This is a genomic window from Citrobacter sp. RHBSTW-00986 (assembly GCF_013783065.1).
GTDB lineage: Bacteria > Pseudomonadota > Gammaproteobacteria > Enterobacterales > Enterobacteriaceae > Citrobacter > Citrobacter braakii.
On record NZ_CP056200.1, the window covers coordinates 2,680,567 to 2,703,750 of the forward strand.

Annotated in this window: 22 protein-coding genes; 10 read left to right on the forward strand and 12 right to left on the reverse strand. The window is 53.0% G+C overall.

What is annotated here, in order from left to right; genetic code table 11:
* The first annotated feature begins 239 nt into the window (after positions 1-239).
* The 5 genes from HV345_RS13150 to HV345_RS13170 all read left to right on the forward strand — a co-directional run bounded on the left by HV345_RS13150 (position 240) and on the right by HV345_RS13170 (position 3,690).
* The gene (locus tag HV345_RS13150) at positions 240-380 is read left to right on the forward strand and encodes a hypothetical protein (RefSeq protein ID WP_016152930.1); all 141 of its coding nucleotides are present in this window, start codon (positions 240-242) and stop codon (positions 378-380) included.
* Between the two features lie 204 nt (positions 381-584).
* On the forward strand, positions 585-1,418 hold the full coding sequence (locus tag HV345_RS13155; RefSeq protein WP_016156383.1) for an ABC transporter substrate-binding protein: 834 nt from the start codon (positions 585-587) through the stop codon (positions 1,416-1,418).
* 1 nt (position 1,419) lies between these two features.
* Positions 1,420-2,238, forward strand: a complete 819-nt coding sequence (locus tag HV345_RS13160) for an amino acid ABC transporter ATP-binding protein (protein ID WP_181635661.1) — start codon at positions 1,420-1,422, stop codon at positions 2,236-2,238.
* Positions 2,238-3,023: an amino acid ABC transporter permease gene (locus tag HV345_RS13165; protein WP_181635662.1), complete on the forward strand. Its 786-nt coding sequence runs from the start codon at positions 2,238-2,240 to the stop codon at positions 3,021-3,023. The genes HV345_RS13160 and HV345_RS13165 overlap by 1 nt, the downstream gene beginning before the upstream one ends.
* Entirely contained in the window at positions 3,013-3,690 is a 678-nt protein-coding gene (locus tag HV345_RS13170) for an amino acid ABC transporter permease (RefSeq protein ID WP_016156380.1), read from the forward strand. The genes HV345_RS13165 and HV345_RS13170 overlap by 11 nt, the downstream gene beginning before the upstream one ends.
* Before the next feature lie 9 nt (positions 3,691-3,699).
* Here HV345_RS13170 and ydhT read toward each other — a convergent pair whose 3' ends face one another.
* The 9 genes from ydhT to ttrS all read right to left on the reverse strand — a co-directional run bounded on the left by ydhT (position 3,700) and on the right by ttrS (position 12,631).
* Positions 3,700-4,512, reverse strand: a complete 813-nt coding sequence (gene ydhT, locus HV345_RS13175; RefSeq protein WP_181635663.1) for a protein YdhT — start codon at positions 4,510-4,512, stop codon at positions 3,700-3,702.
* Positions 4,513-4,515: 3 nt separating this feature from the next.
* The gene (gene phsC / locus HV345_RS13180) at positions 4,516-5,301 is read right to left on the reverse strand and encodes a thiosulfate reductase cytochrome B subunit (protein ID WP_049040486.1); all 786 of its coding nucleotides are present in this window, start codon (positions 5,299-5,301) and stop codon (positions 4,516-4,518) included.
* Positions 5,298-5,966, reverse strand: coding sequence for a 4Fe-4S dicluster domain-containing protein (locus HV345_RS13185; protein ID WP_016152923.1), 669 nt, complete (start codon positions 5,964-5,966; stop codon positions 5,298-5,300). Before HV345_RS13185 ends, phsC begins: the two co-directional genes overlap by 4 nt.
* A gap of 64 nt (positions 5,967-6,030) precedes the next feature.
* Positions 6,031-6,696, reverse strand: a complete 666-nt coding sequence (locus tag HV345_RS13190) for a YdhW family putative oxidoreductase system protein (RefSeq protein WP_181635664.1) — start codon at positions 6,694-6,696, stop codon at positions 6,031-6,033.
* Positions 6,697-6,706: 10 nt separating this feature from the next.
* On the reverse strand, positions 6,707-8,809 hold the full coding sequence (locus tag HV345_RS13195) for an aldehyde ferredoxin oxidoreductase (RefSeq protein ID WP_046274686.1): 2,103 nt from the start codon (positions 8,807-8,809) through the stop codon (positions 6,707-6,709).
* 118 nt (positions 8,810-8,927) lie between these two features.
* A complete protein-coding gene (locus HV345_RS13200; RefSeq protein WP_016152920.1) occupies positions 8,928-9,554 on the reverse strand; it encodes a ferredoxin-like protein in 627 nt (208 codons plus the stop codon).
* A 482-nt stretch (positions 9,555-10,036) separates the two neighbouring features.
* The gene (gene fumD / locus HV345_RS13205) at positions 10,037-10,246 is read right to left on the reverse strand and encodes a fumarate hydratase FumD (RefSeq protein WP_003029345.1); all 210 of its coding nucleotides are present in this window, start codon (positions 10,244-10,246) and stop codon (positions 10,037-10,039) included.
* Between the two features lie 92 nt (positions 10,247-10,338).
* Positions 10,339-10,923 carry a tetrathionate respiration response regulator TtrR gene (gene ttrR / locus HV345_RS13210; RefSeq protein WP_049268696.1) on the reverse strand — a complete coding sequence of 195 codons (585 nt, stop codon included), beginning with the start codon at positions 10,921-10,923 and terminating at the stop codon, positions 10,339-10,341.
* Complete coding sequence (gene ttrS, locus HV345_RS13215) at positions 10,898-12,631, reverse strand: tetrathionate respiration histidine kinase TtrS (RefSeq protein WP_233594154.1); 1,734 nt, start codon at positions 12,629-12,631, stop codon at positions 10,898-10,900. Before ttrS ends, ttrR begins: the two co-directional genes overlap by 26 nt.
* Positions 12,632-12,858: 227 nt before the next feature.
* Between ttrS and ttrB the strand changes: the two genes are divergently transcribed.
* The 3 genes from ttrB to ttrA are packed head-to-tail and all read left to right on the forward strand — an operon-like array spanning position 12,859 to position 17,680.
* Complete coding sequence (ttrB, locus tag HV345_RS13220; protein WP_019076686.1) at positions 12,859-13,593, forward strand: tetrathionate reductase subunit TtrB; 735 nt, start codon at positions 12,859-12,861, stop codon at positions 13,591-13,593.
* Positions 13,594-14,616: a tetrathionate reductase subunit TtrC gene (gene ttrC / locus HV345_RS13225; protein WP_181635665.1), complete on the forward strand. Its 1,023-nt coding sequence runs from the start codon at positions 13,594-13,596 to the stop codon at positions 14,614-14,616.
* Entirely contained in the window at positions 14,609-17,680 is a 3,072-nt protein-coding gene (ttrA, locus tag HV345_RS13230; RefSeq protein WP_181635666.1) for a tetrathionate reductase subunit TtrA, read from the forward strand. The genes ttrC and ttrA overlap by 8 nt, the downstream gene beginning before the upstream one ends.
* A 74-nt stretch (positions 17,681-17,754) precedes the next feature.
* On the opposite strand, the gene HV345_RS13235 is transcribed toward ttrA, so the two are convergent.
* From HV345_RS13235 to HV345_RS13245, 3 genes are read right to left on the reverse strand one after another with little or no spacing between them, the layout of a single operon-like run.
* Positions 17,755-18,567, reverse strand: coding sequence for a MetQ/NlpA family ABC transporter substrate-binding protein (locus HV345_RS13235; RefSeq protein WP_003029358.1), 813 nt, complete (start codon positions 18,565-18,567; stop codon positions 17,755-17,757).
* Between the two features lie 21 nt (positions 18,568-18,588).
* Positions 18,589-19,257, reverse strand: coding sequence for a methionine ABC transporter permease (locus HV345_RS13240; RefSeq protein ID WP_016152914.1), 669 nt, complete (start codon positions 19,255-19,257; stop codon positions 18,589-18,591).
* Positions 19,250-20,272: a methionine ABC transporter ATP-binding protein gene (locus HV345_RS13245; RefSeq protein ID WP_109017532.1), complete on the reverse strand. Its 1,023-nt coding sequence runs from the start codon at positions 20,270-20,272 to the stop codon at positions 19,250-19,252. Before HV345_RS13245 ends, HV345_RS13240 begins: the two co-directional genes overlap by 8 nt.
* Positions 20,273-21,370: 1,098 nt before the next feature.
* Between HV345_RS13245 and HV345_RS26440 the strand changes: the two genes are divergently transcribed.
* A complete protein-coding gene (locus HV345_RS26440) occupies positions 21,371-21,565 on the forward strand; it encodes a hypothetical protein (protein ID WP_242637968.1) in 195 nt (64 codons plus the stop codon).
* Positions 21,566-21,572: 7 nt separating this feature from the next.
* The gene (pykF, locus tag HV345_RS13250) at positions 21,573-22,985 is read left to right on the forward strand and encodes a pyruvate kinase PykF (protein ID WP_016152912.1); all 1,413 of its coding nucleotides are present in this window, start codon (positions 21,573-21,575) and stop codon (positions 22,983-22,985) included.
* The last annotated feature ends 199 nt before the right edge of the window (positions 22,986-23,184 follow it).

Sequence of the window (23,184 nt, forward strand, 5' to 3'; positions counted from 1 at the left end):
GTTAAAAATGGTCGCACATCACGTTAATGAAAAAGTGGAAGTAGAACAGTCGAGGGCACAAGCTTTTTTCGGTATTTACGCTTCACGGTTCTTTAGCAATTGCGAATTGTTGGTCAACTGGCGGGTAAACAGGCACCCCGAATTGAGTTCGACGCTAAGTAGCAAGAATCGCTGCTGTTAAGCAACATTTATGCAATATAATAATGTGATGTTAAACGCTGAACCTGAGCAGGTGAATGATGGAAATTGATCTCGATAATCTGGTCTTTGATGGACTGGAAGAAGCGCAAGAGCGTAATGCTGAACGTCTGGAAGATGCTGACAAGAAAGCGCAGGACATTATTGCTGATAATGACTGCGGCGACGCCTGTAAAATCTGATTTCCAAACCGGCGCAATGCCGGTTTTTTTACCGCCAGACTATGCCCCTCCTCTTATCTACATTTCCCATTGCGTTTACCCATTGTTAACACCGCTTTTACTAATAACATTTTGTAAATAGATAAGAATTTTTTCTTATTTTGTCCTGAACGTAAGTTATGGGAGCGTAAAAAGCACAAACCAAAAACGACAGGGATTTACATCATGATGGCAACGAAAACTTACCGCGCTAAAAAAACACTGTTGGCACTCGGCGTGCTGCTGGCCACCGGCATTGCCGCCTCGCAGGCTCAGGCTGACCAACTGGCCGATATCAAAGCCGCAGGTGTAGTAAAAGTTGCGACATTCGACGCGAATCCGCCGTTTGGCTCCATCGATGCAAAAACGCATAAGATTGTCGGCTATGACGTTGATTTTGCTGAAGCGCTGGCGAAATCCCTCGGCGTAAAACTGGAACTGGTAGCGACTAATCCGGCAAACCGCATTCCGTTATTACAATCCGGTAAAGCCGATTTAATCGTGGCGGATATCACGATTACGCCTGAGCGGGCGCAGGTCATTGACTTCTCCGTCCCCTATTTTGTTACCGGGCAGCAGTTCCTGGTACCGGCCAAATCCCCGGACCAGCTCGATGCATACAGCAAAGCGCGAATCGGTGCGGTGAAAGGCACTACCGGTGAGCAGGCGCTACATCAGCGCTTCCCGCAGTCACGTGTGCTGGCCTACGACGATATTCCACTGGCGTTAACCGCGCTACGCAATGGCAATGTTCAGGCCATCACCCAGGACAGTACGATTCTGGCCGGTCTATTAAGCGGTGCGCCGGATAAAGCAGATTTCAAAATTCTGCCTGATCTGTTGAGCAAAGAAGAGATTGGCGTGGGAGTAAAAAAAGGTGAGCCAGCGCTGTTAAAAGCCGTCAATGATGAGCTTTTGAGGCTGGAATCTACCGGGCAGGCGGCGAAAATTTATGATGTCTGGTTTGGCCCTGAAACCAAAAACCCGCAACCCCGCGCCTTTAAAATAGAAGCGAAGTAATATGCTCTCAGCCCTGTTTCATCGTTGTGCAGTTTCCGCGGCGGATTTTAACCATTTGCGCCAGGCAAGCGTCGAACTGCGCAATGTCATCAAACAGTTTGACACTCAGACCGTACTTAACGGCGTCAGCCTGTCAGTTGAACCCGGTGAAGTGGTGACTATTCTGGGCCCTTCTGGCTCGGGAAAATCCACGCTTATACGCCTTATCAATCAGCTTGAGTCGCTCAGCGGTGGCGAGATTTTCATTGATGACAAACCAATTAGTCAGTTGCGCGGGGCAGCATTACGCCAGTTACGCAGCCGTATCGGTTTCGTTTTTCAGCAATTCAATCTCTATTCGCATCTGACAGCGCATCAGAACATCTCGCTGGCACTGGAATATGTTCACGGCTGGAACAAGGCGGCAGCCGCGCGTCGGGCACTCGAATTGCTTGATCAGGTGGGACTGGCAGAAAAAGCGAGCGCTTATGCCGCACAGTTGTCCGGTGGGCAGCAACAGCGCGTGGCCATCGCCCGCGCGCTGGCCTCATCGCCACAAATCCTTCTGTTTGATGAACCCACCTCCGCGCTGGATCCAGAAATGATCGGCGAGGTATTACAGGTGATGAAAAACCTGGCCCACAGCGGTATCACCATGATCGTCGTGACCCATGAAATGCATTTTGCCCGTGAGATTGCCGATCGCGTGGTATTCATCGATGGCGGAGAAATTCTTGAAGTGGCCGCGCCGGAGGATTTTTTCACCCGGCCACAGCACCCGAGAACCCAGCGTTTCCTGAAAAAAGTGCTCGACCCGTTACACCAGGAGTCATCGCTATAATGCTTGCAATGGACTGGCAGGGAGTGCTGAGCGGGCAACCTCTGCAATGGATAATTTCCGGTTTTCTCACCACGCTCTGGGTGACACTGGCAGGTATCGTACTCGCCACGCTCATTGCCATCTTCCTACTCGGCTTGCGTCTGACGGGCAATCGCTTCAACAAAGCGGTGGTCAGTGTATGGGTTTCGGTGTTTCGCAACACGCCTTTACTGGTGCAACTGATGTTCTGGTATTTTGCCGCATGGAACTGGCTGCCCCGCAACGTCATTACCTTCATCAATGCAGAGCATCCCTGGTCTATTCTGCCAGGCGATGTCTGGTGGTTAACACCAGAGTTTATCTGTTCAGCATGGGGGCTGGGCGTATTTACCTCGGCATTTTTGGTCGAGGAGATCGCCTCTGGTTTACAGGCGGTTTCTGCCGGACAACGTGAGGCTGCCGTGGCGCAGGGTTTTTCATCCTGGGCGAAGTTTCGTCACATTCTGCTCCCTCAGGGACTGGCGAACGCCTGGCAACCCATTGTTGGGCAATACCTTAACCTGATGAAACTTTCCTCGCTTGCCAGCGGTATTGGATTTGCTGAGCTCACCTACCAGGTGCGGCAAATTGAGAGCTACAACGCGCACGCGCTGGAAGCCTTTGCTGTTGGCACTGCGCTCTATCTGTTCACCGGCATCGTTCTGGGTATGCTGCTTACGCGTCTTGGCCCACGGCCTGCATCGGGTAAATCGTCCAAGGTTAAAACGCGTATCTTCAGCGTCAGGAGCATACTGCATGATCGCTAATATTTCGGTCATTACCGACAATCTTGATTATCTCCTGTGGGGACGGGTGGCCCAGGGACAACCCGGCGGCGTTCTGCTCACGTTGTTGATGGCTCTCGGCGCAGCGCTGCTGGCCTTGCCTGGTGGGATAGTTCTTGCCTGCTGCGCCTGGCGTTTTCCAGGCACGGTTCGCAACGGGTTGTTTATCTGGGCGGAGTTTATTCGCGGCATTCCGCTAATCTTTGTGATTTTCTGGATGTGGTATTTGCTACCCATGCTGACCGGAAGCGATCTCCCCGGAGCCGTTACCGTGACGCTGGCGCTGGCATGGTTCACCGCTGCCTCGGTCATGCACTCAGTGTATGCAGGAATTAGCGCGCTGCCTGGCGGGCAATATGATGCTGCCGTGGTTCAGGGTTTTCGCCCGTATCAGGCCCTGTGGCTTATCTTATTGCCGCAGGTGCTGCGTAACGTACTGCCATCGCTGACGGGGATTTTTATTGGATTACTGAAGGACACGTCGTTGGCGTTTATCGTTAACGTGCCGGAACTCACAACGGTTGCGGGTCAGGTTAACAGCCGGGTACAAATCTATCCGGCAGCCATTTTTATCTTTACCGGACTGGTCTATTACCTGCTGTGCCTGAGCCTGGAGAAAATCACCCAACGCCGCTTCGCGTTAAAATGAGATCACGGCTCAACATTCCACAAACTGGTGGTCTTCGTTGAGCCGATATTTCACGCCCGCCCGGATGTTATTTTCCCCCTCAACGGCAAGCGCAAAACGCATTCTCTCGCCATCGTGATAGGCCAGCGCCGCGCAGCCGCCGGGACCGAGTATTATCGAATCGACAACACCGGTACTGGCAACAACGGCGTTCTCTCCGCTGGCAATAATGTGGATGTTGTCGGCGCAGTTGGCGATTTTAGACTCTGCGCCAAAACAGGCCAACTGAGTTAAATCACCACCGCAGGCAATCCGGTTTCTGTCGCCGAGCGAACTGATGCGTACGCGCATGCCGGTACTGGCGATACGCGTCCCGTCACCCACGCTACTGATACGTGCCGAATTTCCCGCAACCGCAATTCGCCCGCGATCGCCTGAACTGCCGATATGCGCGTTATAGCCTACGCTACCAATACGTGCGCTGTAACCTGCGCTGGCGATCTGTGCGGCATACCCGGCGCTGGTGATTTTAACGTTATCACTTGCACAACTGAATCGGGCATTATCTTCCGCACTCGCCAGCGGACGGCTGATTTCCCCCGCCGTTTGCACACGGGAAATATTCCCCATCGCGCGAATATCCTGCTGGGCAAAACTCGCCTCTTTCCGCCATTTTGACCAGCCGTATTCCACCAGGCTATTTGCCCAGTCTGTATACCCATCCCGCTGGAGCGCACGATGGACATCAGCATAGCTTCCGCCAGTTGGAAACGCGCGTAGAAACCAGCGATACATTACGGGCCCAACGCGCCAGGCCCGTAAGTCACTTCGCGTAATCATCATCGCTTAATGCCGGTGATAGCCATCCACCATACACTTGAAGGTTTCGCCCGGCGTACGACCTGTCGTGCAGAGATAAAGATGCCCAAAAATGAAAAACAGACTGATTATTGCCAGCGCGAAGTGCGCCTGGAGCAACCAGTAACGCACGCCGGGGAACAGGTCACCGACAACCGTCGGATAGAGCGATAACAACCCTGAGATCAGCAGCAGTGGCAGTAAGCCATACATCACGCCAACATAGGCCGCCTGCTGTAGCGGGTTGAATTTAGAACGCTTTGATGCCGGGAATGGGTGTGACTCGCCCTGCATAATGCCAAACAGGTAAAAACGCGTTTGTCTTTGCGCTCGTCCGATCCAGCCCTGACGTTGAATAATATAGTGATGCCCGTTGCCGCCAATCAGATTGATCAGGACAAAGCCAATCCAGCAGGCGAGCAACAAAAAGCCGCAGACCTCATGCACGGTAAGCAGGCTTTTCATCACCGACGCACTGACGACGGAGAAGTGATTGACCAGGCCACTGACCAGAAGTAGCAGAAATAGCAGCGCATTCGACCAGTGCCACAAACGAACGGCCTTCGAGTATAAATAGACTTTCTCACCGTGCCCTGCCGACGCTTTATGCGCGGCCCGAAAGCGCAGCATGGCGTGTAGCGCCAGCACCAGCCACATCCCCACCAGCATTAACCCGGCGATGACCAACCACACAGGCCAGTAGTCCGGTGAAAACAGGGGAACAAACTGCGCAAGCTGGGCGTGAAACTGTTCGGCATTCTGCGACGCGTTCATACATTTTCCTTTTTAATCAAATGTTGACCGAACCGACGATACAGATGGGGTTTCCCGGCGCCTGCAAGTTGATGCTCGTAATACTTATTTTCTCTCAACCAGGTCTGTATTTCCGGGCTATCTTCGCGACCAAAAATCAGCGCATGTTCCGGGCAGGCATTAACACAGATCGGCGGGAAACCTTTCGCCAGACGTGATTCAGCGCAGAAGTCGCATTTATCCGCCACTTTGGTCTGCGGGTTGAGATAACGCACCTGATAAGGACACGCGCCAATACAGTAACTGCAGCCGATACAGGAAGACGTGTCTACCCGCACAATGCCGTTGTCATCTCGCCATGAGGCGCCAGTCGGACACACCTCAATACAGGGGGCATCATCACAGTGCTGGCAGGACTGACGGAAGTAGTGATACAGCGTTTCGTTGTCGTTGTCCGAAACCGGAATATGAGCTATAGACAAACGGCTACCCTGCGCAGGAACATGGTTGGTTTTCCTGCATGCGCGGGCGCAGATATTACATCCGTTACACAGTGATTCATCGTGAATCATGACGTAATGTACGTCTTTAGAACTCCTGGTACTCGCTAACAGATTTTGACCTGGGCCAGTGAAAAAAATCACCGTCCCCATGCCAATGACAAATTTTCGTCGGGTGAAGGACATCGGGTTATCCTCTAATACTGTGACAGTGGTCGTCCACACGTTCCATGACATCAACCTGAATAATTCAGGGGTTCTGATACTGCTCAACCTCAAGCCATTCGCACAGGCCGTACGCTTTGCCATAACTCATAAAACGTTCGCTGAACAAATAAGGCTCCGCATTTGACGATTCCACAGTCCGTATATCTGCATAATCAGGATGCGTTTCCATAGCCGTGAGCGCAGCGGCAATCTGTTGAGACTCAAAGCGATACGGCGGTTGCGTCAACATGGCGACCTTATAAGGGCGAGGATACGTTCGACAGTCGAAGCGTACCGCCTCGGCAATCGCACGGCAGATGTCGTTTTCCACCACCTGCATACACATGTCGGCGTAATTTGCCGTCATGGTTTGCGTCGAATAGAAATATGCTTCTTCCGCACCCTGCACACAGGTGATATCCGCACCATTCGCGTCCTGGCCCAGCACATCCAGCAGCGCGGAAAGATCGGTTTCAGGAACCGAATAAGGCGGCAGCAAAAAGACACTGCGCGCCACCAGTTGCCCCGATGCTGAATGCTGACGGATAAAATCTGCCACAATCGACTCCGGGCTGGCAGGTTCATGAACCTGGGGCGCATTCATCTGTTCTACAGGCGGGTGAAACGCCTGCAGCCACTGTCTCTTTCGGCTATCCACTTCGTCAGGAAACGCCTCAACGGGGGTCAGAACGTCGCTCACGTTAGTCATCTCGCATTCCTTACGCCGGCAACAGATCTTGTGCAGCCAAATCAGCGGCTACATCTTCAAGTCCGAGTCGGTTCAGGGTTTCACGCGTTGGGCAACCCAGCTCTGGATCCCAGCCCATTTCCTGATAGAACATCGTCAGCGACTGACGCATATCTTCCCGGTCCATCTTGTCGGTCCCTTCAGTGAAGACCGGGATCTTCGGATCTTTATCAAACACCCAGGAGCAGATGAGATCGTGCTCATTGCGCATATCTTTGGTTTGCATCAATTTGACCGTATAGGCACGGTGCAGGGTAAAGATGCGTTCAGCGGCCAGGTCCAGACTCTCCTGCGTGGTTTCATCGCCGGTGACCGCCTGGAAGAATTTTGCTTCCAGATCCAAATCTCCGCGATAGTTACGGCTCTTGAGTGGTGAAACCGTCATCGGCCACACCCAGTTGCACAGCGTAACCGCGTTATGCAGGCAGACTTTCAGCAGCGTCCATTTGGCATATTTGATCTTGGCGGCATTGATCGGGGTGTAGTTTTTGGTTTCGTCGTATGCATCCTGCGAACCAAATAGCTCGCCCGCCACTTCGCGCTGTAATTTCAGCGGTAAACCGGAACCGATGAAGTTGATATGGGTGTGCGCCATACAGTCACGGTTAAACATACAGTTGGTGATCGCCCCCACCTGTGCAGAGGCCTCGTTTGCATGGTGGACAGGAAAACCAAACGGCGACCACAGTTTATTTTTGGCATAACCCCAGTACTCTTCGCCCAAATCCCAGCGTTCAGCAATGGCATACGATCCGTCCGCAAGATGGCTGAGTTCCCCCACGCGATGCGCCAACCGGTAGTAAAAATCCTTAATAAAATGAGGATCGCCCGCTTCCAGCTGATCCCAGCGGATCTCCGCATACTCTTCAGCTGGCAGTACGCGCTTAAAGACGCCTTTCGAATAGCAGTAAGTAAAATCACGATGCAACTGCCCGTAGTTACACCAGATGCCATAATCGTCAAACAGGTTCAGACCAATCAGATTTCCCACCACGCGCCCATCGTCTTTATCGTCGAAATCTTTCGGGCCATTGGGGAAAATGGTGGTGTGGACAAAGTTTGCCACGCAGGTGTTACCGCCGGTACTTGGCACGCCAAAATCTTTCACCCGCGGGACATTGAGCTGCGACATACAGCGAATGGGGCATGAATGGCAGCCGCTCATTTTGACCGTGTATTTCTCAGCGGCTGGCCCCAGATCGAACACGGATTTATAGGTACGGAAACCCACGGTATTCTGGTTACCCGGCGGGATTTCCCCGGTTTCGATTGGTCCCCCTTCTGCCGCGCCCCAGAACAGTCCCTTACGGGCCGTCCAGCGCGAGTTTGGCGAAGAGTATTCTGCCCAGGCCTGCGGGGTGCTTGGCACAACGTGGTTGTTGTTGGCACCGATGAGCTCGGTCATCATGTAATCATTGAGCCGCTTCATCTCTTTACGATCGGCAATATTGACCCCTTTGGTCCCTTCTACCGCAATAGCCTTCAGATTTTTCGACCCCATTACCGCGCCAGTACCGGCACCTCCGCTGTGGTTGCGACTGTTGATCATGCAGGAGAGCGGCACCAGATTTTCACCCGCCTGACCAATAGCGGCGACGCAGGTTTCCGGGCTGGTAATGCGGCAAATCTCTTCGGTTGTGGCGCGCGTTCCCTTACCCCACAGGAAATCGGCTTTTTCGATGCTGACCTTTTCGTCTTTAATGTTGATCCAGACAGGCGTCGCGGACTTGCCTTCGATAATAATGGCGTCGTAACCGGCGAATTTCATTTGCGCAGCAAAGAAGCCGCCCATATGAGCATCCACCACTAAATTGCCTTTGGTAAAAGTCGATAAGGAGGTGATATTGACGCGGGAGCTACAAGGGGCACCAGAGCCCGTTAATGGCCCGGTGGCGAAAACCAGTTTATTCCCTTCATCGAAAGGCATGGTGCCTGGCGGGACTTCGTCGTACATAATTTTATAACCAAAGCCCATCCCGCCGACAAATTTTTTAAATTTACTGGAATCTTCAAGGGTGATATTCCCCGTGGTGAGATTGACCCGTAAAATATTACCTGTCCAACCATTAGCCATCATGTTTTCCTTTGCAAGAAGGTTTAATAGATATACCCGCCATCCTTCAGGCAGTTTTTTTGCAAAACTGCGATATTTTTGGCAATTAATGACGCGTATCAGGTATGCCTGCTATCTATCAAACAGTAATATCTTTCCACTCGATAATTTTTAATGCCCCAGTCGGACAAGCATTGGCGCACTCCCCACATAACACACATTTTGAGGATTTTTTTGTTTCGGTATTCACGGTCGCCATCATCCACGGGCAGGCGGTGGTACAAGCGCTGCAGCCAATACAACGTTTATGATCCACCGCAATACAGCCGTCTTCCTGTTTCCAGGTAATAGCGCCAATGGGGCAGACCTTCATGCATTGCGGATCTTTGCACTGACGGCAGGTATCAGCGGTATAGTTTAAATCGCCATAAAGTCCGCCACCGGACCCGACGCCATCATCGCCAAAGAAGAAGTTGCGATGGATTTTTATACGGGAAAAGAAAGTACCCACGGCACCATCGTTATAATTGGTACAGGAAATTTCACAGCGGTGGCAGCCAGTACAGCGCGCTCGCTGGGTCACCAGCACCCCTTTCGGCGTATTGATAAGCCCCACGGTACCGCTGTCGATATCTTCCTGCTTACAGCCAAAAAGTGATAACAGTGCAGGGGCGATGGTTAATCCCGCCAAACCTTTTCCTGATATCCGCAGAAATTCAAGCCGCGTTAAACCACAATCTAAAAATGGACGATCAACCTGATTCATTTATTTCGCATCCTCTTCGCAAACGCTGTGTTAGCAACACCTCCAGGCTAAATTAAACCCGTGCAACTCAAGCCATTTCGGGCGGTTAATGTTGCCAACAACACGTAAATTTTTGCCCTAACCTGATCGCGTAAAATGACGGTGGTTAAACTGAATGAATCTAATCCTTTAGGGTTAGGCGTAAAGATAATGTGGTTATTCAGCGCTCATAGTTTTGATCGTCATCAATTAAAAAACGGAAGGGAAATAATTAATGTGGAGTGAGATTTATTATCATTAAGATAAGTTGAAATAATATTTCACATGCTTTGCAAATATTTGTGACTCTACTCGCATATATATTTTTATAAATCATCCGGGATATAACTTAATATACAGCGGAGATTACTCCTCTAATTGCAGCACTAAATTATATATATTGATAGATTAACGTGACGAGAATAAAAGGACGGCGAACGAGACCACCATCCTCTTTTTGTGGATTAACCGGCTAATGCTTTAATTACGGTCTCAATAGCCTGTTTTTCTAACTCGCTGCGCTTCACGCGCTGGTTGGCGAGGGTGGTTCTCAGTACTCCCGCAATGACGATATGCTTAGGCTCTTGTCCCAGATCGCGCATTTCCAGCACTACTTTACCGACTACTCTGCACATTTCACGGTACAACTCATCGTCTTTGGTCTGATTTCCCATTTTTTCCCGCTCGTCATTAACTCAAACCAACAGCATATATCAGTCTGACGGATTAGACAAAATTCAATGAAAATCAAATAAATGTCATAAATTTACTGAATTCTCTGCAGTCGATTAACCAGTTCAGCAAGACTCCCCGCCTGCATTTTTTCCATCACCCGCGCCCGATGAACCTCAACCGTGCGCACGGCAATATTCATGGCATCAGCAATTTCCCGATTCATTAACCCTTTTGCTACCAGTTGCGCCAGCTCTCGCTCCTTTGGCGTAAGCTGCTGATAGCAAACCACGATCTCTTGTCGCGAAAAGGCGGCGTGAGAAATCTGCACTGCATGCTCTAACGCCGCTTGCAGAGGCGCGGCGGAAACCGGCTTTTGCAAAAAATCGACCGCACCGCGTTTCATTTGCTCAACCGCCATCGGCACATCGCCATGCCCGGTGAGAAATACCACCGCCAGCGTACTCTCACGCTGGCGCATGGCTTCATGCACAGCATGCCCATCCAGTACAGGCATACGCATATCCAGCAAAAGTACGCCCACCTGATGCAGATTTGCCTCGGAGAGGAATGTTTCGCCTTGCTCCCAGCAACACACCTCATATCCCAGACTTTCCAGTAAAAACGCGCAAGCCTGGGTGACGGCAATATCGTCATCCAGCAGATGAATGATTGCCACAACGGCCTCCCTCCGGGTTTTGCTTAAAATGTAATGTCACCACCACGCCCGCTTTTTCATCTGGAGCCAGATGATTTTTGATCTCAATGTCTCCGTTTGCGTAGCGCACCAGCCGCTGGCAAATGGCTAGCCCCAGCCCCATGCCCTCTTTACGGGTGGTCATAAACGGCTGAAAAGCCTGGTACAGCTGCACCTCATCAATACCTCCGGCGTTATCCTGCACCTGAATACTCACATCACCATCCTCACGCTGAGCGCTAAACCACACGGTGGTTGCCCCCGCCTGGGCGGCGTTGAGAACCACATTAGCCAGTACCTGTTCGAGGAGAACACTTGGCAACGTTAATGTTAACGCCTTACCGATCTGCGTTTGCAGCGCTACCGCCGGGAATTGCTGTGGCATGCGTAATAATTGCCAGACGTGATGGATAGCATCGTGAACGTTAACAACTTGCCAGTCATCGGTCATCACCGGATTGCCCTGTGCCTGGCTGACCCACTGGCGTAGATTGTGCAGCGTATCAGCCCCCCGCTGCGCCTGGGTATCAATGTGCTCCAGCGCGGGCAGCAGCGGATGCTGTTGATCCTGATTACGCAGGCGGATCAGACAGCCCTGCGCATAATGACGGATAGCCGATAGCGGCTGATTGAGCTCGTGGGCAAAACCCGACGTCATCTCGCCAAGCACGCTCATTTGGCGAGCGGTTTCCAGCTCCTGTTCCTGTTTGCGCAACAATACGTTGTTTCGCTCCAATTGCCTGCCGCGTCGGCGGACCAGCAACATCACCCAGATGTAATTGAGCGTCAGCAACAACAGTACGAGAGCCGCGGCCCCCATCGCCAGCCGATGTTGAATAAACCAGCTTTTGACATCCAGCCACAACTGGCGCTGCTGCGGATGCTGGCGGACATCGCGCAGTAACGCTTCCACCTCGCGGGTCGAGGCGGGCGCCCCCCAGCGAAACGTCGCGTTCTGCGGCGCATTGAACAGGGCCCGCGTGACGCGATCGGCCAGCTCGTCGCTTACCGCAGGCAGTGCCGCAAATGACCAGTCAGGATAGAGCGGCGTACTGGTTAAACAGGGAATCGACGTTGGATGGTTAAGCACGGCCGTAAAATCTGTTTTACGAATAAGCCCTTCTTCGTCCATTTTTTCCAACAGGCACACCGGCACAATCACCGCCTGCACGGCTTTTTCGCGTAATAAATAGAGTAAGGCATCGGCGGGAAATCCGGTAAACGTCAGGCGCAAATCGCGCTCCGGGCGCAGGCCGGCATCGCTGAGCGCTTTATATCCCAGCAAATAGCCGCCAAATGCCTGAGCATCAATGGCACCCACCGTTTTGCCGATCAGATCGTGTGCGGAGGTTATCCCGCTATCACGCCTGACGAGGATCGCGCTGCCAATCACATTACTGGTGGCTTTCCCCCCGCGAGTAGAACGGAGTGACGCCAGCCAGCGTAGCGCAGCGCGGCTGTTTAGTTGAACAAATTGCGCCGGATTAGTGACCACAAATTGTACCGTTCCACGATTCACCGCCTCCTGCATCTGCCGCAGGTCCAGCGGTTGAATATGAAACTGTTCGCCGGGAATTTGCTGATTCAACAGGGTTTCCAGCGGCTGCCAGTGATTACGCGTGGAGACCTCCCCACGCATCGCCAAAACGCCAATGTTCCACGTCTGGGCCCTGACCACACCGCTTAGCATCCATAGCGACACCAGCACCGTCAGACATTTTGCTACGTTGCGTCCCACTCAATTATCCCTGTCAATTATGTTGTTTTAGATCAACAACAAGCCGGGTATGTGGTTAACCACAATAGAGTACCCCCCGTCACGATTTTTACACTGTAAATCATCAAGATTCTTTATTCATCACACGCAAACCAACGGCGTGACCAATGTTTCGTTGTTGCATCGTGACGGGAGAAAATATGGACAGCAGTAAACGGCAGTTTCTCCAGCAACTGGGCGTCCTGACCGCTGGCGCATCACTGGTACCCTTGGCTCAGGCGCAATTTCCCTTCTCGCCTGAACGCCATGAAGGCTCACTTCAGCATCGCTACGCCATGCTGGTTGACCTGCGACGCTGTATCGGCTGCCAGGCCTGTACTGTCAGTTGCGCCATTGAAAACCAGACGCCACAGGGTGAATTTCGCACCCTCGTTAACCAGTACCAGGTGCAGATTGAAGGTCAGCAGAGCGTCACCAACGTCCTGCTGCCGCGGCTGTGCAACCATTGTGATAATCCTCCCTGCGTGCCCGTTTGCCCGGTACAGGCTACCTTCCAACGCGAAGACGGCATTGTGGTGGTCGACAACACGCGCTGCGTGGGCTGCGCCTACTGCGTGCAGGCCTGCCCTTATGATGCGCGGTTCATCAACCATGAAACACAAACCGCCGATAAATGTACCTTTTGCGTTCATCGCCTCGAAGCAGGCCTGCTCCCGGCCTGCGTGGAATCCTGCGTCGGCGGCGCGCGCATCATAGGCGATATCAAAGATCCGCACAGCCGGATTTCTCAAATGCTGCGTGAACACCATGACGCCATCAAAGTCCTGAAACCGGAAAACGGGACATCACCGCACGTGTTCTATCTGGGTCTGGACGAAGCGTTTGTAACCCCGTTGATGGGACGTGCTCAACCCGCTCTCTGGCAGGAGGTTTAAATGAACCATTCACTGGTTATTGAAGAGGTTCTGGCCCATCCCCAGGACGTAAGCTGGTTACCCTGGGCCGTACAATATTTCTTTTTCATCGGCATTGCCGCCTGCGCCGCGCTGTTCGCCTGCGTGCTTCACTGGCGTAAACAAGAGATGCCGGAACTGGAAAACCTGACGCTGTTAATCGCCCTGACCTGCGCGATTACCGCGCCGCTGGCGCTGACCGCTGACTTACACCAAACCGCCCGCGTCTGGCATTTCTACGCCTGGCCGACGCCGTGGTCCTGGATGCCCTGGGGCGCGCTGTTTTTACCGCTCTTTACCGGCTTCTTAGGTCTGTGGTTTCTGGCGCAGCATGTTAAACGGCTAACGCTTAAAAGTTACAGTGTCACCAAGTGGCTGGCGATAGGTAGCGCCTTGTCAGCCATGGGGTTGCTGGTATACACCGGCCGCGAAGTGTCGGTAGTGCAGGCGCGTCCCGTCTGGTTCAGCTACGCCTTCCCGGTTGCGATGTTCCTCAGCGCGCTGCAAACGTTTCTCGCCCTGCTCATCGCCGCGGCAAAACGCGAGGGAACATTGGCCCGCAAACTGGCGTGGGGGCAGACAGTCACCCTGATGGTACTGGCTTTGGTCGTGGTGATATGGGTGAGCGGCAATACGCTTTCCGGTTCGGCTATTCGCCAATGGCTGAACGTTGCCCCGTTAGCACGACACTACGCTATCGGTTGGGTTGCGCTATGGGTTGTTTCGCTTGTCCTGTGCGGGCTGGTGCTCCGTAACCCCTTATCGCTGCCGCTGCGCATATTACTTGCATTTAGCGCGATGGCGCTGTGCTGGCTGATGCGCTGGACATTACTTATCCAGGTGCAGACCGTACCGAAATTTAACGCGCTGTTTAATCCTTATACCCTGCCCGGTGGTACCGATGGCTGGCTGGCCATTGTGGGCACCTTCGGCCTGTGGATAGCACTGATCATTATTGTTCGTGAAGCCCTGAACGCGATCGCAAGGAGAATGCAACATGGCTAATTTAACCCGTCGTCAGTGGCTTAAAGTAGGCCTTGCCGTAGGTGGTATGGTGACTTTTGGCCTGAGTTATCGGGATGTGGCAAAGCGCGCGATAGACGGTTTGCTGGACGGCTCCTCGGGCAAAATTACCCGAGACCGCATCTTTGGTAACGCCCTCATCCCCGAAGCCAATGCCCAGCCGCGCTGGCAGCAGAACCCGCAGCAGGTTATCTCCATGACGCAGTGCTTCGGCTGCTGGACGCAGTGTGGCGTGCGGGTGCGCGTTGACAGCGAACAAGGCCAAGTGTTGCGCATTGCGGGCAACCCCTATCACCCATTGTCTCACGAGCACCATATTGACGCCTCCGTCCCCTTTACCACCGCAATGGAACAACTGGCGGGCGAAACGGGTCTTGACGCGCGTTCCACGGCCTGCGCCCGTGGCGCAACCTTACTTGAAGGTTTATACAGCCCGTTACGCATTCTCCAGCCCATGAAACGTGTCGGCAAACGCGGTGAGGGAAAATGGCAGCGCATCAGCTTCGAACAGCTGATCAAAGAGGTGGTGGAAGGCGGCGACTTGTTTGGTGAAGGCCACGTTGACGGCTTGCGGGCAATCCATGACACCAACACACCGCTTGATGCCAGGCATCCCGGCTTTGGCCCTAAATCCAATCAACTGCTGGTCACCAATACCAGCGATGAAGGACGTGATACATTTTTGCGCCGCTTTGCATTAAATAGTTTTGGCAGTAAAAACTTCGGCGCTCATGGCGCTTACTGTGGTCTGGCATATCGGGCCGGTTCCGGTGCGTTAATGGGCGATCTGGATAAAAATACCCACGTGAAGCCCGACTGGGACAACGTCAAATTCGCGCTATTTATGGGAACGTCTCCGGCGCAATCCGGTAACCCGTTTAAGCGCCAGGCTCGCCAACTGGCCAGCGCCCGTTTACGCGACGACTTCCGTTATGTGGTGGTGGCGCCGGCCCTGCCATTGACCACGGTGCAGGCTGACAATCGCGGCCACTGGCAGCCTGTACGTCCGGGAAGTGACTCCGCACTGGCGATGGGGATGATCCGTTGGATTATCGAAAAGCAGCGTTATAACGCCGATTATCTCACCATTCCCGGCGTACAGGCCATGCAGCAGGCCGGAGAAAAAAGCTGGACTAACGCCACGCATCTGGTGATTACCGATGAGCTTCCAACCCTTGCCGGACAGCATTTAACCCTCGCGCACCTGAATGCAAACGCCGCCCAGGAGCCGGTGGTCATTAACGAGGCCGGCGAAATTGTCGCCGCCAGCAGTTGCCCACGCGCGCAGCTGTTCGTCACCCGCCAGGTCACGCTGGCAGACGGTCAGACGGTGACGGTAAAAAGCAGCTTCCAGTGTCTGAAAGAGTCCGCCGGGAAACTAACGCTGACGCAGTACAGCCAACAATGCGGCGTGTCTGAAGCTGACATTGGCACCCTGGCCGACGCGTTTACCCGCCATGGCCGCCAGGCGGCGGTGATTACGCACGGTGGAATGATGGCAGGCAATGGATTTTATAACGCCTGGGCGGTGATGATGCTCAATGCGCTGATTGGCAATCTCAGTCTTGAAGGCGGCGTATTTGTCGGCGGCGGCAAGTTCAATGGCGCCACCGACGGTCCGCGCTACAACATGGACAGCTTCGCCGGGAAGGTAAAACCAAAAGGATTAAGCATCGCGCGCAGTAAAACTGCTTATGAGTCTTCCGAAGAGTATCGCAATAAGGTGGCGGCCGGACAATCGCCCTTCCCGGCCAAAGCCCCGTGGTATCCGTTTGTCGCAGGCCAGCTTACCGAACTCCTCGTCTCGGCGCTGGAAGGCTACCCTTATCCACTGAAAGCCTGGATCTCCAACATGACTAACCCGTTCTACGGCATCGCAGGATTGCGCGGCGTGGCGGAAGAAAAGCTCAAGGATCCTGCGCGTCTGCCGCTGTTTATCGCTATTGACGCCTTTATGAACGAAACCACGGCGCTGGCCGATTACATCGTGCCAGATACCCACAACTTCGAAAGTTGGGGATTCAGCGCCCCGTGGGCCGGCGTTGCCAGTAAAGCCACCACCGCGCGTTGGCCGGTAGTGACAGCGGCAACCAGCAGTACCGCTGATGGTCAACCCGCCTCGATGGAATCTTTCTGTATCGCAGTGGCAAAACGTATCGGGCTCCCCGGATTTGGTGACAATGCGATTACCGATCCGCAGGGCAATCACTATCCGTTGAATCGTGCGGAAGATTACTACCTGCGACTCGCCGCCAATATTGCGTTTATGGGCAAAGCGCCGGTCGCTGAAGCGCAACCGGAAGACCTGGCGTTGACTGGGGTACAGCGGATCGTGCCTGTGATGACCCAAACGCTGAAAGCCGATGAAATCAGCCGGGTGACGTTTATCTACTCCCGCGGTGGGCGTTTTGCGCCGGACAACAGCGGGCGGGTTGAGAATCGGATAGGCAATGCGTGGGAAAAACCGCTACAAATCTGGAATGCGGACGTCGCCGCGCACCGCCATGCAATTACCGGCGAGCGCTACAGCGGCTGCCCGGCCTGGTATCCTTCACGCCTGTCAGATGGGCGTGCGGTCGAGGAGTTGTTCCCGGAACAAGAGTGGCCGCTGAAACTGATTTCTTTTAAATCCAATACCATGTCCAGCGCCACGGCGGTGATCCCACGTCTGCATCATCTGAAGCCGGTTAATCTGGTGGCGCTTAATCCGCAGGATGGTCAACGATATGGTTTAGCGCACGGCGATATGGTGCGTATCACCACGCCTGGCGGTCAGGCGCAGGCGCAGATAAGCCTGCTTAATGGCGTGATGCCGGGCGTGATCGCCATTGAACACGGTTATGGGCATAAAGAAATGGGCGCGGCGCAGCATACGCTCGACGGCAAGCCGATGGCGTTTGACGCACAAATAAGGTCGGGGATTAATCTCAACGATTTGGGCTTTGCGGATCCTACCCGGCAGGTAGCCAATACCTGGCTTGACTGGGTGTCAGGTGCAGCGGTGCGCCAGGGGTTGCCAGCGAGGATTGAGCGAGTGAAACTCTAGCGCCGGATGGCCACACCAACGCGTTTTATCCGGCCTACAGAACTTCGTAGGCCGGATAAGGCAACGCCAGCGGATCAGTTATTTACCGGGATCACCGCACCTTTATATTTGGTGCGGATCCAGTCCTGGATCTCTTTTGAGTGCAGGACATCAACCAGCGCCACGATATCTTTTTTCTTCTCGTCGCCACGATGCACGGTAATGATGTTGGCATACGGGTTGTTTTCACCACTTTCGACAGCGATAGGATCTTTCACCGGATCCAGCCCGGCGTCGATGGCGTAGTTGGCGTTAATCACCACCGCATCGCCTTCGTCGTTGTTATACATCTGCGGTAACAGCGCGGCTTCCACGTTAGGCAGGAACTTCAGTTTTTTCGGGTTCTCGACGATATCGCTAATGCGCGCGGTGACTTTATCCACGCCCGGCTTCAGCTTGATTACGCCCTCTTTTTCGAAAATCGACAGAATACGGCCTTCCTCAGATACCGCATCGCGCATGATGACCTTGCCGCCTTCCGGCAGATCTTTAAGCGATTTCACTTTTTTCGAATAGATCCCAATTGGCTCGATGTGAATCGCTCCGGCGCTGACAAAATCATAGGTTTTATCGCCCGCATGATCTTTAATCACGCTGTTCAGGTACGGAATATGCTGGAAGTAGTTAGCATCAATCTCACGGCCAGCCAGCGCGGTGTTGGGCAGAATGTAATCCTGGAACGGTTTAATCTCTAAATCGATCCCCTGCTTTGCCAGAATGGGCTTAGCCTGCTCAAGGATCTCCGCGTGCGGCACGTTGGAGGCGCCAACGGTCAGAGTATCAGCCCAGGAGGCAAAGCTCAGGGCGCTTAAGGTTGCTGCGGCGAGTAACGTCAGTGATTTTTTCATGATAATGGTTTCCGTATTTTATTAGCGTTTATCTAACAGAGAGGTGATCACATCGCCGCAAAGCTGGATGATGAAGACAATGAGCAAAATCGTCACCGTCGCCACCAGCGTGACGTCGCTGTGGTTGCGCTGAAAACCTTCCAGATAGGCAAGATTCCCTAAACCACCGGCGCCAATCACCCCTGCCATCGCGCTGTAGCTGACCAGCGCAATCAGCGTCACGGTGATCCCGGACACCAGAGCAGGAGAGGATTCCGGCAGTAAAACCCGAAAAATAAGCGTGCTTAGCCGTGCGCCCATCGAACGCGTCGCCTCAATAACCCCTTTGTCGACTTCACGCAGGGCAATTTCGACCAGACGCGCATAAAACGGTGCCGCCCCTACAATCAGCGCAGGCAACGCGGCATTAGCGCCGAGAATGGTGCCAACCATCGCTTTGGTAAACGGGATCAGCAGCACGATCAGAATGATGAACGGGATGGAACGAAAGATATTCACCACCAGCGAAATAACGCTATACACCGCGCGATTGTGAAACAGTCCGCCGCGTGCGGTCAGGAACAGCGCCAGACCAAGTGCAACGCCCAGGACAAAGGTCGCCGCGCCAGAAAGGACCGTCATGTAGAGCGTTTCCTGGGTTGCTGCCAGCAGTTGTTCCCACTTCAGATGAGGAAACAGTTCTTCAGCCATGGTTGATCACCTCGCCTTCAATGTCGCTCTGGCGCAGATCGGCCAAAATATTGTTCAATTGTTCCTCAGAGGCCACAACGTGCACCCAAAGCTGACCAAACACGCCGTGCGCGGTTTGCGTCATCTTGCCGTGTAAAATGTTAAACGGCAGGCCATAGCGCAGGGTCAATTCGCCAACCACAGGCCGATGCGTACGTTGCCCGGTAAACGTTAGCTTGATCACCACACCGCCCAACTCGCTGGCCAACTGTGGGTTAAACTCGTCTTCCTCGGTGTACTGACTCACCTGACGAACGAACTGTCGGGTGATCGGCTGCTGCGGATGAGTAAAGACGTTGAGCACGTCGCCTTCCTCAACGACCCTGCCGTTTTCCATTACCGCGACGCGATCGCAGATTTTGCGTACCACGTGCATTTCATGCGTGATCAGCACAATGGTTAATTTGAAGCGGCGATTAATATCGAGCAGCAAATCGAGGATCTGATCGGTAGTTTGCGGATCCAGCGCCGAAGTGGCTTCGTCACACAGCAGAACGTCAGGATTGTTCGCCAGCGCACGGGCAATTCCTACCCGCTGTTTTTGCCCACCGCTAAGCTGGGACGGATACGCATTTTCACGACCGCTCAGCCCCACCAGCGAAATCAGTTCAGCAACTCGCGCTTTAATTGATGCTTTTGGCGCTCCAGCAATTTGCATAGAGAACGCAATATTTTCACTAACCGTTCGTGACCACAGCAAATTGAAGTGTTGAAACACCATGCTGATTTTCAGTCGCGCCTGACGTAACGCTTCCCCACGGGCGGCAGAGATATCGTGGCCGTTAATCGTTACGCTGCCTGAAGTCGGTTTTTCCAGACCATTAAGTAAGCGTATTAAGGTGCTTTTCCCCGCCCCGCTGTAACCAATAATTCCGTAAATCTGTCCCTGTTCAACCGTCAGGTTGACGTTATCGACAGCGGTAATGGCAAGCCTGCCTGGCGTAAACACTTTCGAAATATTTTTCAGGACAATCATGTCGTTTAGGTATCCGCTGCTGCTTATTGTTCTGCTGCTAGCGCTTTTGGCTGTTTAGCAGTATGGATGTCCAAACGAGTGTAATCAGTGAGATTGGCTTTTAAAATGAATTAAAACGCATTTGATATAACTTTTAGAAATATGTCGACTTGGTCGGCGTTATACACAGAAAGTCAGGGATTGGGATGTAATGCTTGTCAGTTAAGCATTATGGAGAACATATGATTTCGGCTCAGGGTTCCGTTCACCTCAGTGGTATCAATTCTATGAGGCTCAGATACCCGTGAACGTGCAAGAGAGGCTCACCGCCGCCTCCCTTGCAACCCAGGCTCCCGGCGGGAAAATCGTCGCGATGCGATTCATTCGTCTTATGCCGTCTGCCTGTCGGGCCGGGGCCGGGCCTGCGTCCCTGCAGGCCGTCCCCTCTGCCCGCATCCCTGCGGGCAGACCCGGTCAGCCGTCAACGCCTCATCGATTTTCAGCCGGAACGGGGTCATCGCTGCAACGCACTGACTTCCAGTTAAATCTGTTTTGCTGTTCAGATAAAAAACGCAGGGGGTCAGGTGTGGGCTGGTCCGGCTGAAAATTGCCGACGTGTTTCCGTAAGGCCGGGAGAACCCGCAGGGATGCGGGTTCAGGGCGCGTTTTGCAGGGACGCTTCCTCGCGCCCGGCCCGGTAGCCTGGAGGAATAAACGGAGGGGACCGCGGAGCGGCAATTTTCCTGCCGGGAGCCGGGATTGTTAAGGGTACGGCGATAGTACCCTTAACACGTTCACAGGAATCGGTGTTTCAGAGAAACGATGAACATGAGGTGAACGGAACCCTTTCTCTGCGATGGGATGTTCATTACCTCCGCCAACACATGTTGATGCTTTCTGAAACTAAGGTGTTAGCTGAACGGGATTGGGATGACAATTACACCTTGTTGCGCAACAAATGCTGCTGCGAATAACCTCTTTATCCATACCTGGAAACAAATTAATGAATATTTTCTGTAAAACTGCACAGAAGTGTTTTGAAACGCTGTTTCCATTTTCCTTTTTGATAATTTTCAGCGTATAATGCGCGCCAATTGTCTCTTGAATGGTTTCAGCACATTGACCTGTAAAACTCAACGACTACAAAACTCACCATCCCGTTGGGCTGAAACACAAGCACACATTCCTCTGCACGCTCTTTCGATGTCACCTATCCTTAGAGCGAGGCATCACAACTTTCGTAACTCAGGTTTAGCTTCCCGTCCGTGCGCGGCGGGAGCCAGATTTCCATATCCTTCTCAACTTAAAGACTAAGACTGTCATGAAAAAGACGAAAATTGTTTGCACCATCGGTCCGAAAACCGAATCCGAAGAGATGTTAACCAAAATGCTGGACGCGGGCATGAACGTCATGCGTCTGAACTTCTCCCACGGGGACTATGAAGAACACGGTCAGCGCATCAAGAATTTGCGCAACGTCATGAGCAAAACCGGCAAGAAAGCCGCAATCCTGCTCGACACCAAAGGTCCGGAAATCCGTACCATCAAACTGGAAGGCGGTAACGACGTTTCCCTGAAAGCGGGCCAGACCTTCACCTTCACCACCGACAAATCCGTTGTCGGCAACAACGAAATCGTTGCTGTTACTTATGAAGGCTTCACTAAAGATCTGTCCGTCGGCAATACCGTTCTGGTTGACGATGGTCTGATCGGCATGGAAGTTACCGCTATCGAAGGTAACAAAGTTATCTGTAAAGTGCTGAACAACGGCGACCTGGGCGAAAACAAAGGCGTTAACCTGCCGGGCGTTTCCATCGCGCTGCCAGCACTGGCTGAAAAAGACAAACAGGACCTGATCTTCGGTTGCGAGCAAGGCGTTGACTTCGTTGCAGCATCCTTTATCCGTAAACGTTCTGACGTCGTTGAAATCCGTGAGCACCTGAAAGCGCACGGCGGCGAAAACATCCAGATCATCTCCAAAATCGAAAACCAGGAAGGCCTGAACAACTTCGACGAAATCCTCGAAGCATCTGACGGCATCATGGTTGCTCGTGGCGACATGGGTGTTGAGATCCCGGTTGAAGAAGTTATCTTCGCGCAGAAGATGATCATCGAAAAATGTATCCGTGCACGTAAAGTAGTTATCACTGCGACCCAGATGCTGGACTCCATGATCAAAAACCCGCGTCCGACCCGCGCTGAAGCCGGTGACGTAGCGAACGCCATCCTTGACGGTACCGATGCAGTAATGCTGTCTGGCGAGTCTGCAAAAGGTAAATACCCGCTGGAAGCCGTCACCATCATGGCAACCATATGTGAGCGTACCGACCGCGTGATGACCAGCCGTCTGGACTTCAACAACGACAGCCGCAAACTGCGCATCACCGAAGCCGTTTGCCGTGGCGCGGTTGAAACTGCAGAAAAACTGGATGCTCCGCTGATCGTTGTAGCAACCCAGGGCGGTAAATCTGCTCGCGCAGTACGTAAATACTTCCCGGATGCCACCATCCTGGCGCTGACCACCAACGAAACTACCGCGCGTCAGCTGGTGCTGAGCAAAGGCGTTGTTGCACAGGTGGTTAAAGAAATCAGCTCTACCGATGATTTCTATCGTCTGGGTAAAGAAGTCGCTCTGGAAAGCGGTCTGGCTCAGAAAGGTGACGTTGTGGTGATGGTTTCCGGTGCACTGGTTCCGAGCGGCACGACCAACACGGCATCCGTTCACGTGCTGTAATAATTCCAACGCGAATTAATTTGCTTAAAAAAGCGCCCTGGTGGCGCTTTTTTTATTTTATCGATAGCTACAATTAATAAAAAATCAAATCGGATTTCACTATCTAATCCGTGATTATCTAAGATGAATCCGATGGAAGCTTTCTGTTTTCACTCGGGTTTTTAGCCGTTTTTGCACAATTCGATGCTTCTTTGAGCGA

Coding starts and splice junctions, on each gene's coding strand:
- fumD (WP_003029345.1), bottom strand. CDS start 10,246: ATGGGAAATCAGACCAAAGACGATGAGTTGTACCGTGAAATGTGCAGA.
- HV345_RS13160 (WP_181635661.1), top strand. CDS start 1,420: ATGCTCTCAGCCCTGTTTCATCGTTGTGCAGTTTCCGCGGCGGATTTT.
- HV345_RS13240 (WP_016152914.1), bottom strand. CDS start 19,257: ATGGCTGAAGAACTGTTTCCTCATCTGAAGTGGGAACAACTGCTGGCA.
- ydhT (WP_181635663.1), bottom strand. CDS start 4,512: ATGATGATTACGCGAAGTGACTTACGGGCCTGGCGCGTTGGGCCCGTA.
- HV345_RS13155 (WP_016156383.1), top strand. CDS start 585: ATGATGGCAACGAAAACTTACCGCGCTAAAAAAACACTGTTGGCACTC.
- pykF (WP_016152912.1), top strand. CDS start 21,573: ATGAAAAAGACGAAAATTGTTTGCACCATCGGTCCGAAAACCGAATCC.
- ttrS (WP_233594154.1), bottom strand. CDS start 12,631: ATGCTAAGCGGTGTGGTCAGGGCCCAGACGTGGAACATTGGCGTTTTG.
- HV345_RS13195 (WP_046274686.1), bottom strand. CDS start 8,809: ATGGCTAATGGTTGGACAGGTAATATTTTACGGGTCAATCTCACCACG.
- ttrC (WP_181635665.1), top strand. CDS start 13,594: ATGAACCATTCACTGGTTATTGAAGAGGTTCTGGCCCATCCCCAGGAC.
- HV345_RS13185 (WP_016152923.1), bottom strand. CDS start 5,966: ATGTCCTTCACCCGACGAAAATTTGTCATTGGCATGGGGACGGTGATT.
- ttrA (WP_181635666.1), top strand. CDS start 14,609: ATGGCTAATTTAACCCGTCGTCAGTGGCTTAAAGTAGGCCTTGCCGTA.
- HV345_RS13235 (WP_003029358.1), bottom strand. CDS start 18,567: ATGAAAAAATCACTGACGTTACTCGCCGCAGCAACCTTAAGCGCCCTG.
- ttrB (WP_019076686.1), top strand. CDS start 12,859: ATGGACAGCAGTAAACGGCAGTTTCTCCAGCAACTGGGCGTCCTGACC.
- HV345_RS13150 (WP_016152930.1), top strand. CDS start 240: ATGGAAATTGATCTCGATAATCTGGTCTTTGATGGACTGGAAGAAGCG.
- HV345_RS13165 (WP_181635662.1), top strand. CDS start 2,238: ATGCTTGCAATGGACTGGCAGGGAGTGCTGAGCGGGCAACCTCTGCAA.
- HV345_RS13200 (WP_016152920.1), bottom strand. CDS start 9,554: ATGAATCAGGTTGATCGTCCATTTTTAGATTGTGGTTTAACGCGGCTT.
- HV345_RS13170 (WP_016156380.1), top strand. CDS start 3,013: ATGATCGCTAATATTTCGGTCATTACCGACAATCTTGATTATCTCCTG.
- HV345_RS13245 (WP_109017532.1), bottom strand. CDS start 20,272: ATGATTGTCCTGAAAAATATTTCGAAAGTGTTTACGCCAGGCAGGCTT.
- HV345_RS13190 (WP_181635664.1), bottom strand. CDS start 6,696: ATGACTAACGTGAGCGACGTTCTGACCCCCGTTGAGGCGTTTCCTGAC.
- phsC (WP_049040486.1), bottom strand. CDS start 5,301: ATGAACGCGTCGCAGAATGCCGAACAGTTTCACGCCCAGCTTGCGCAG.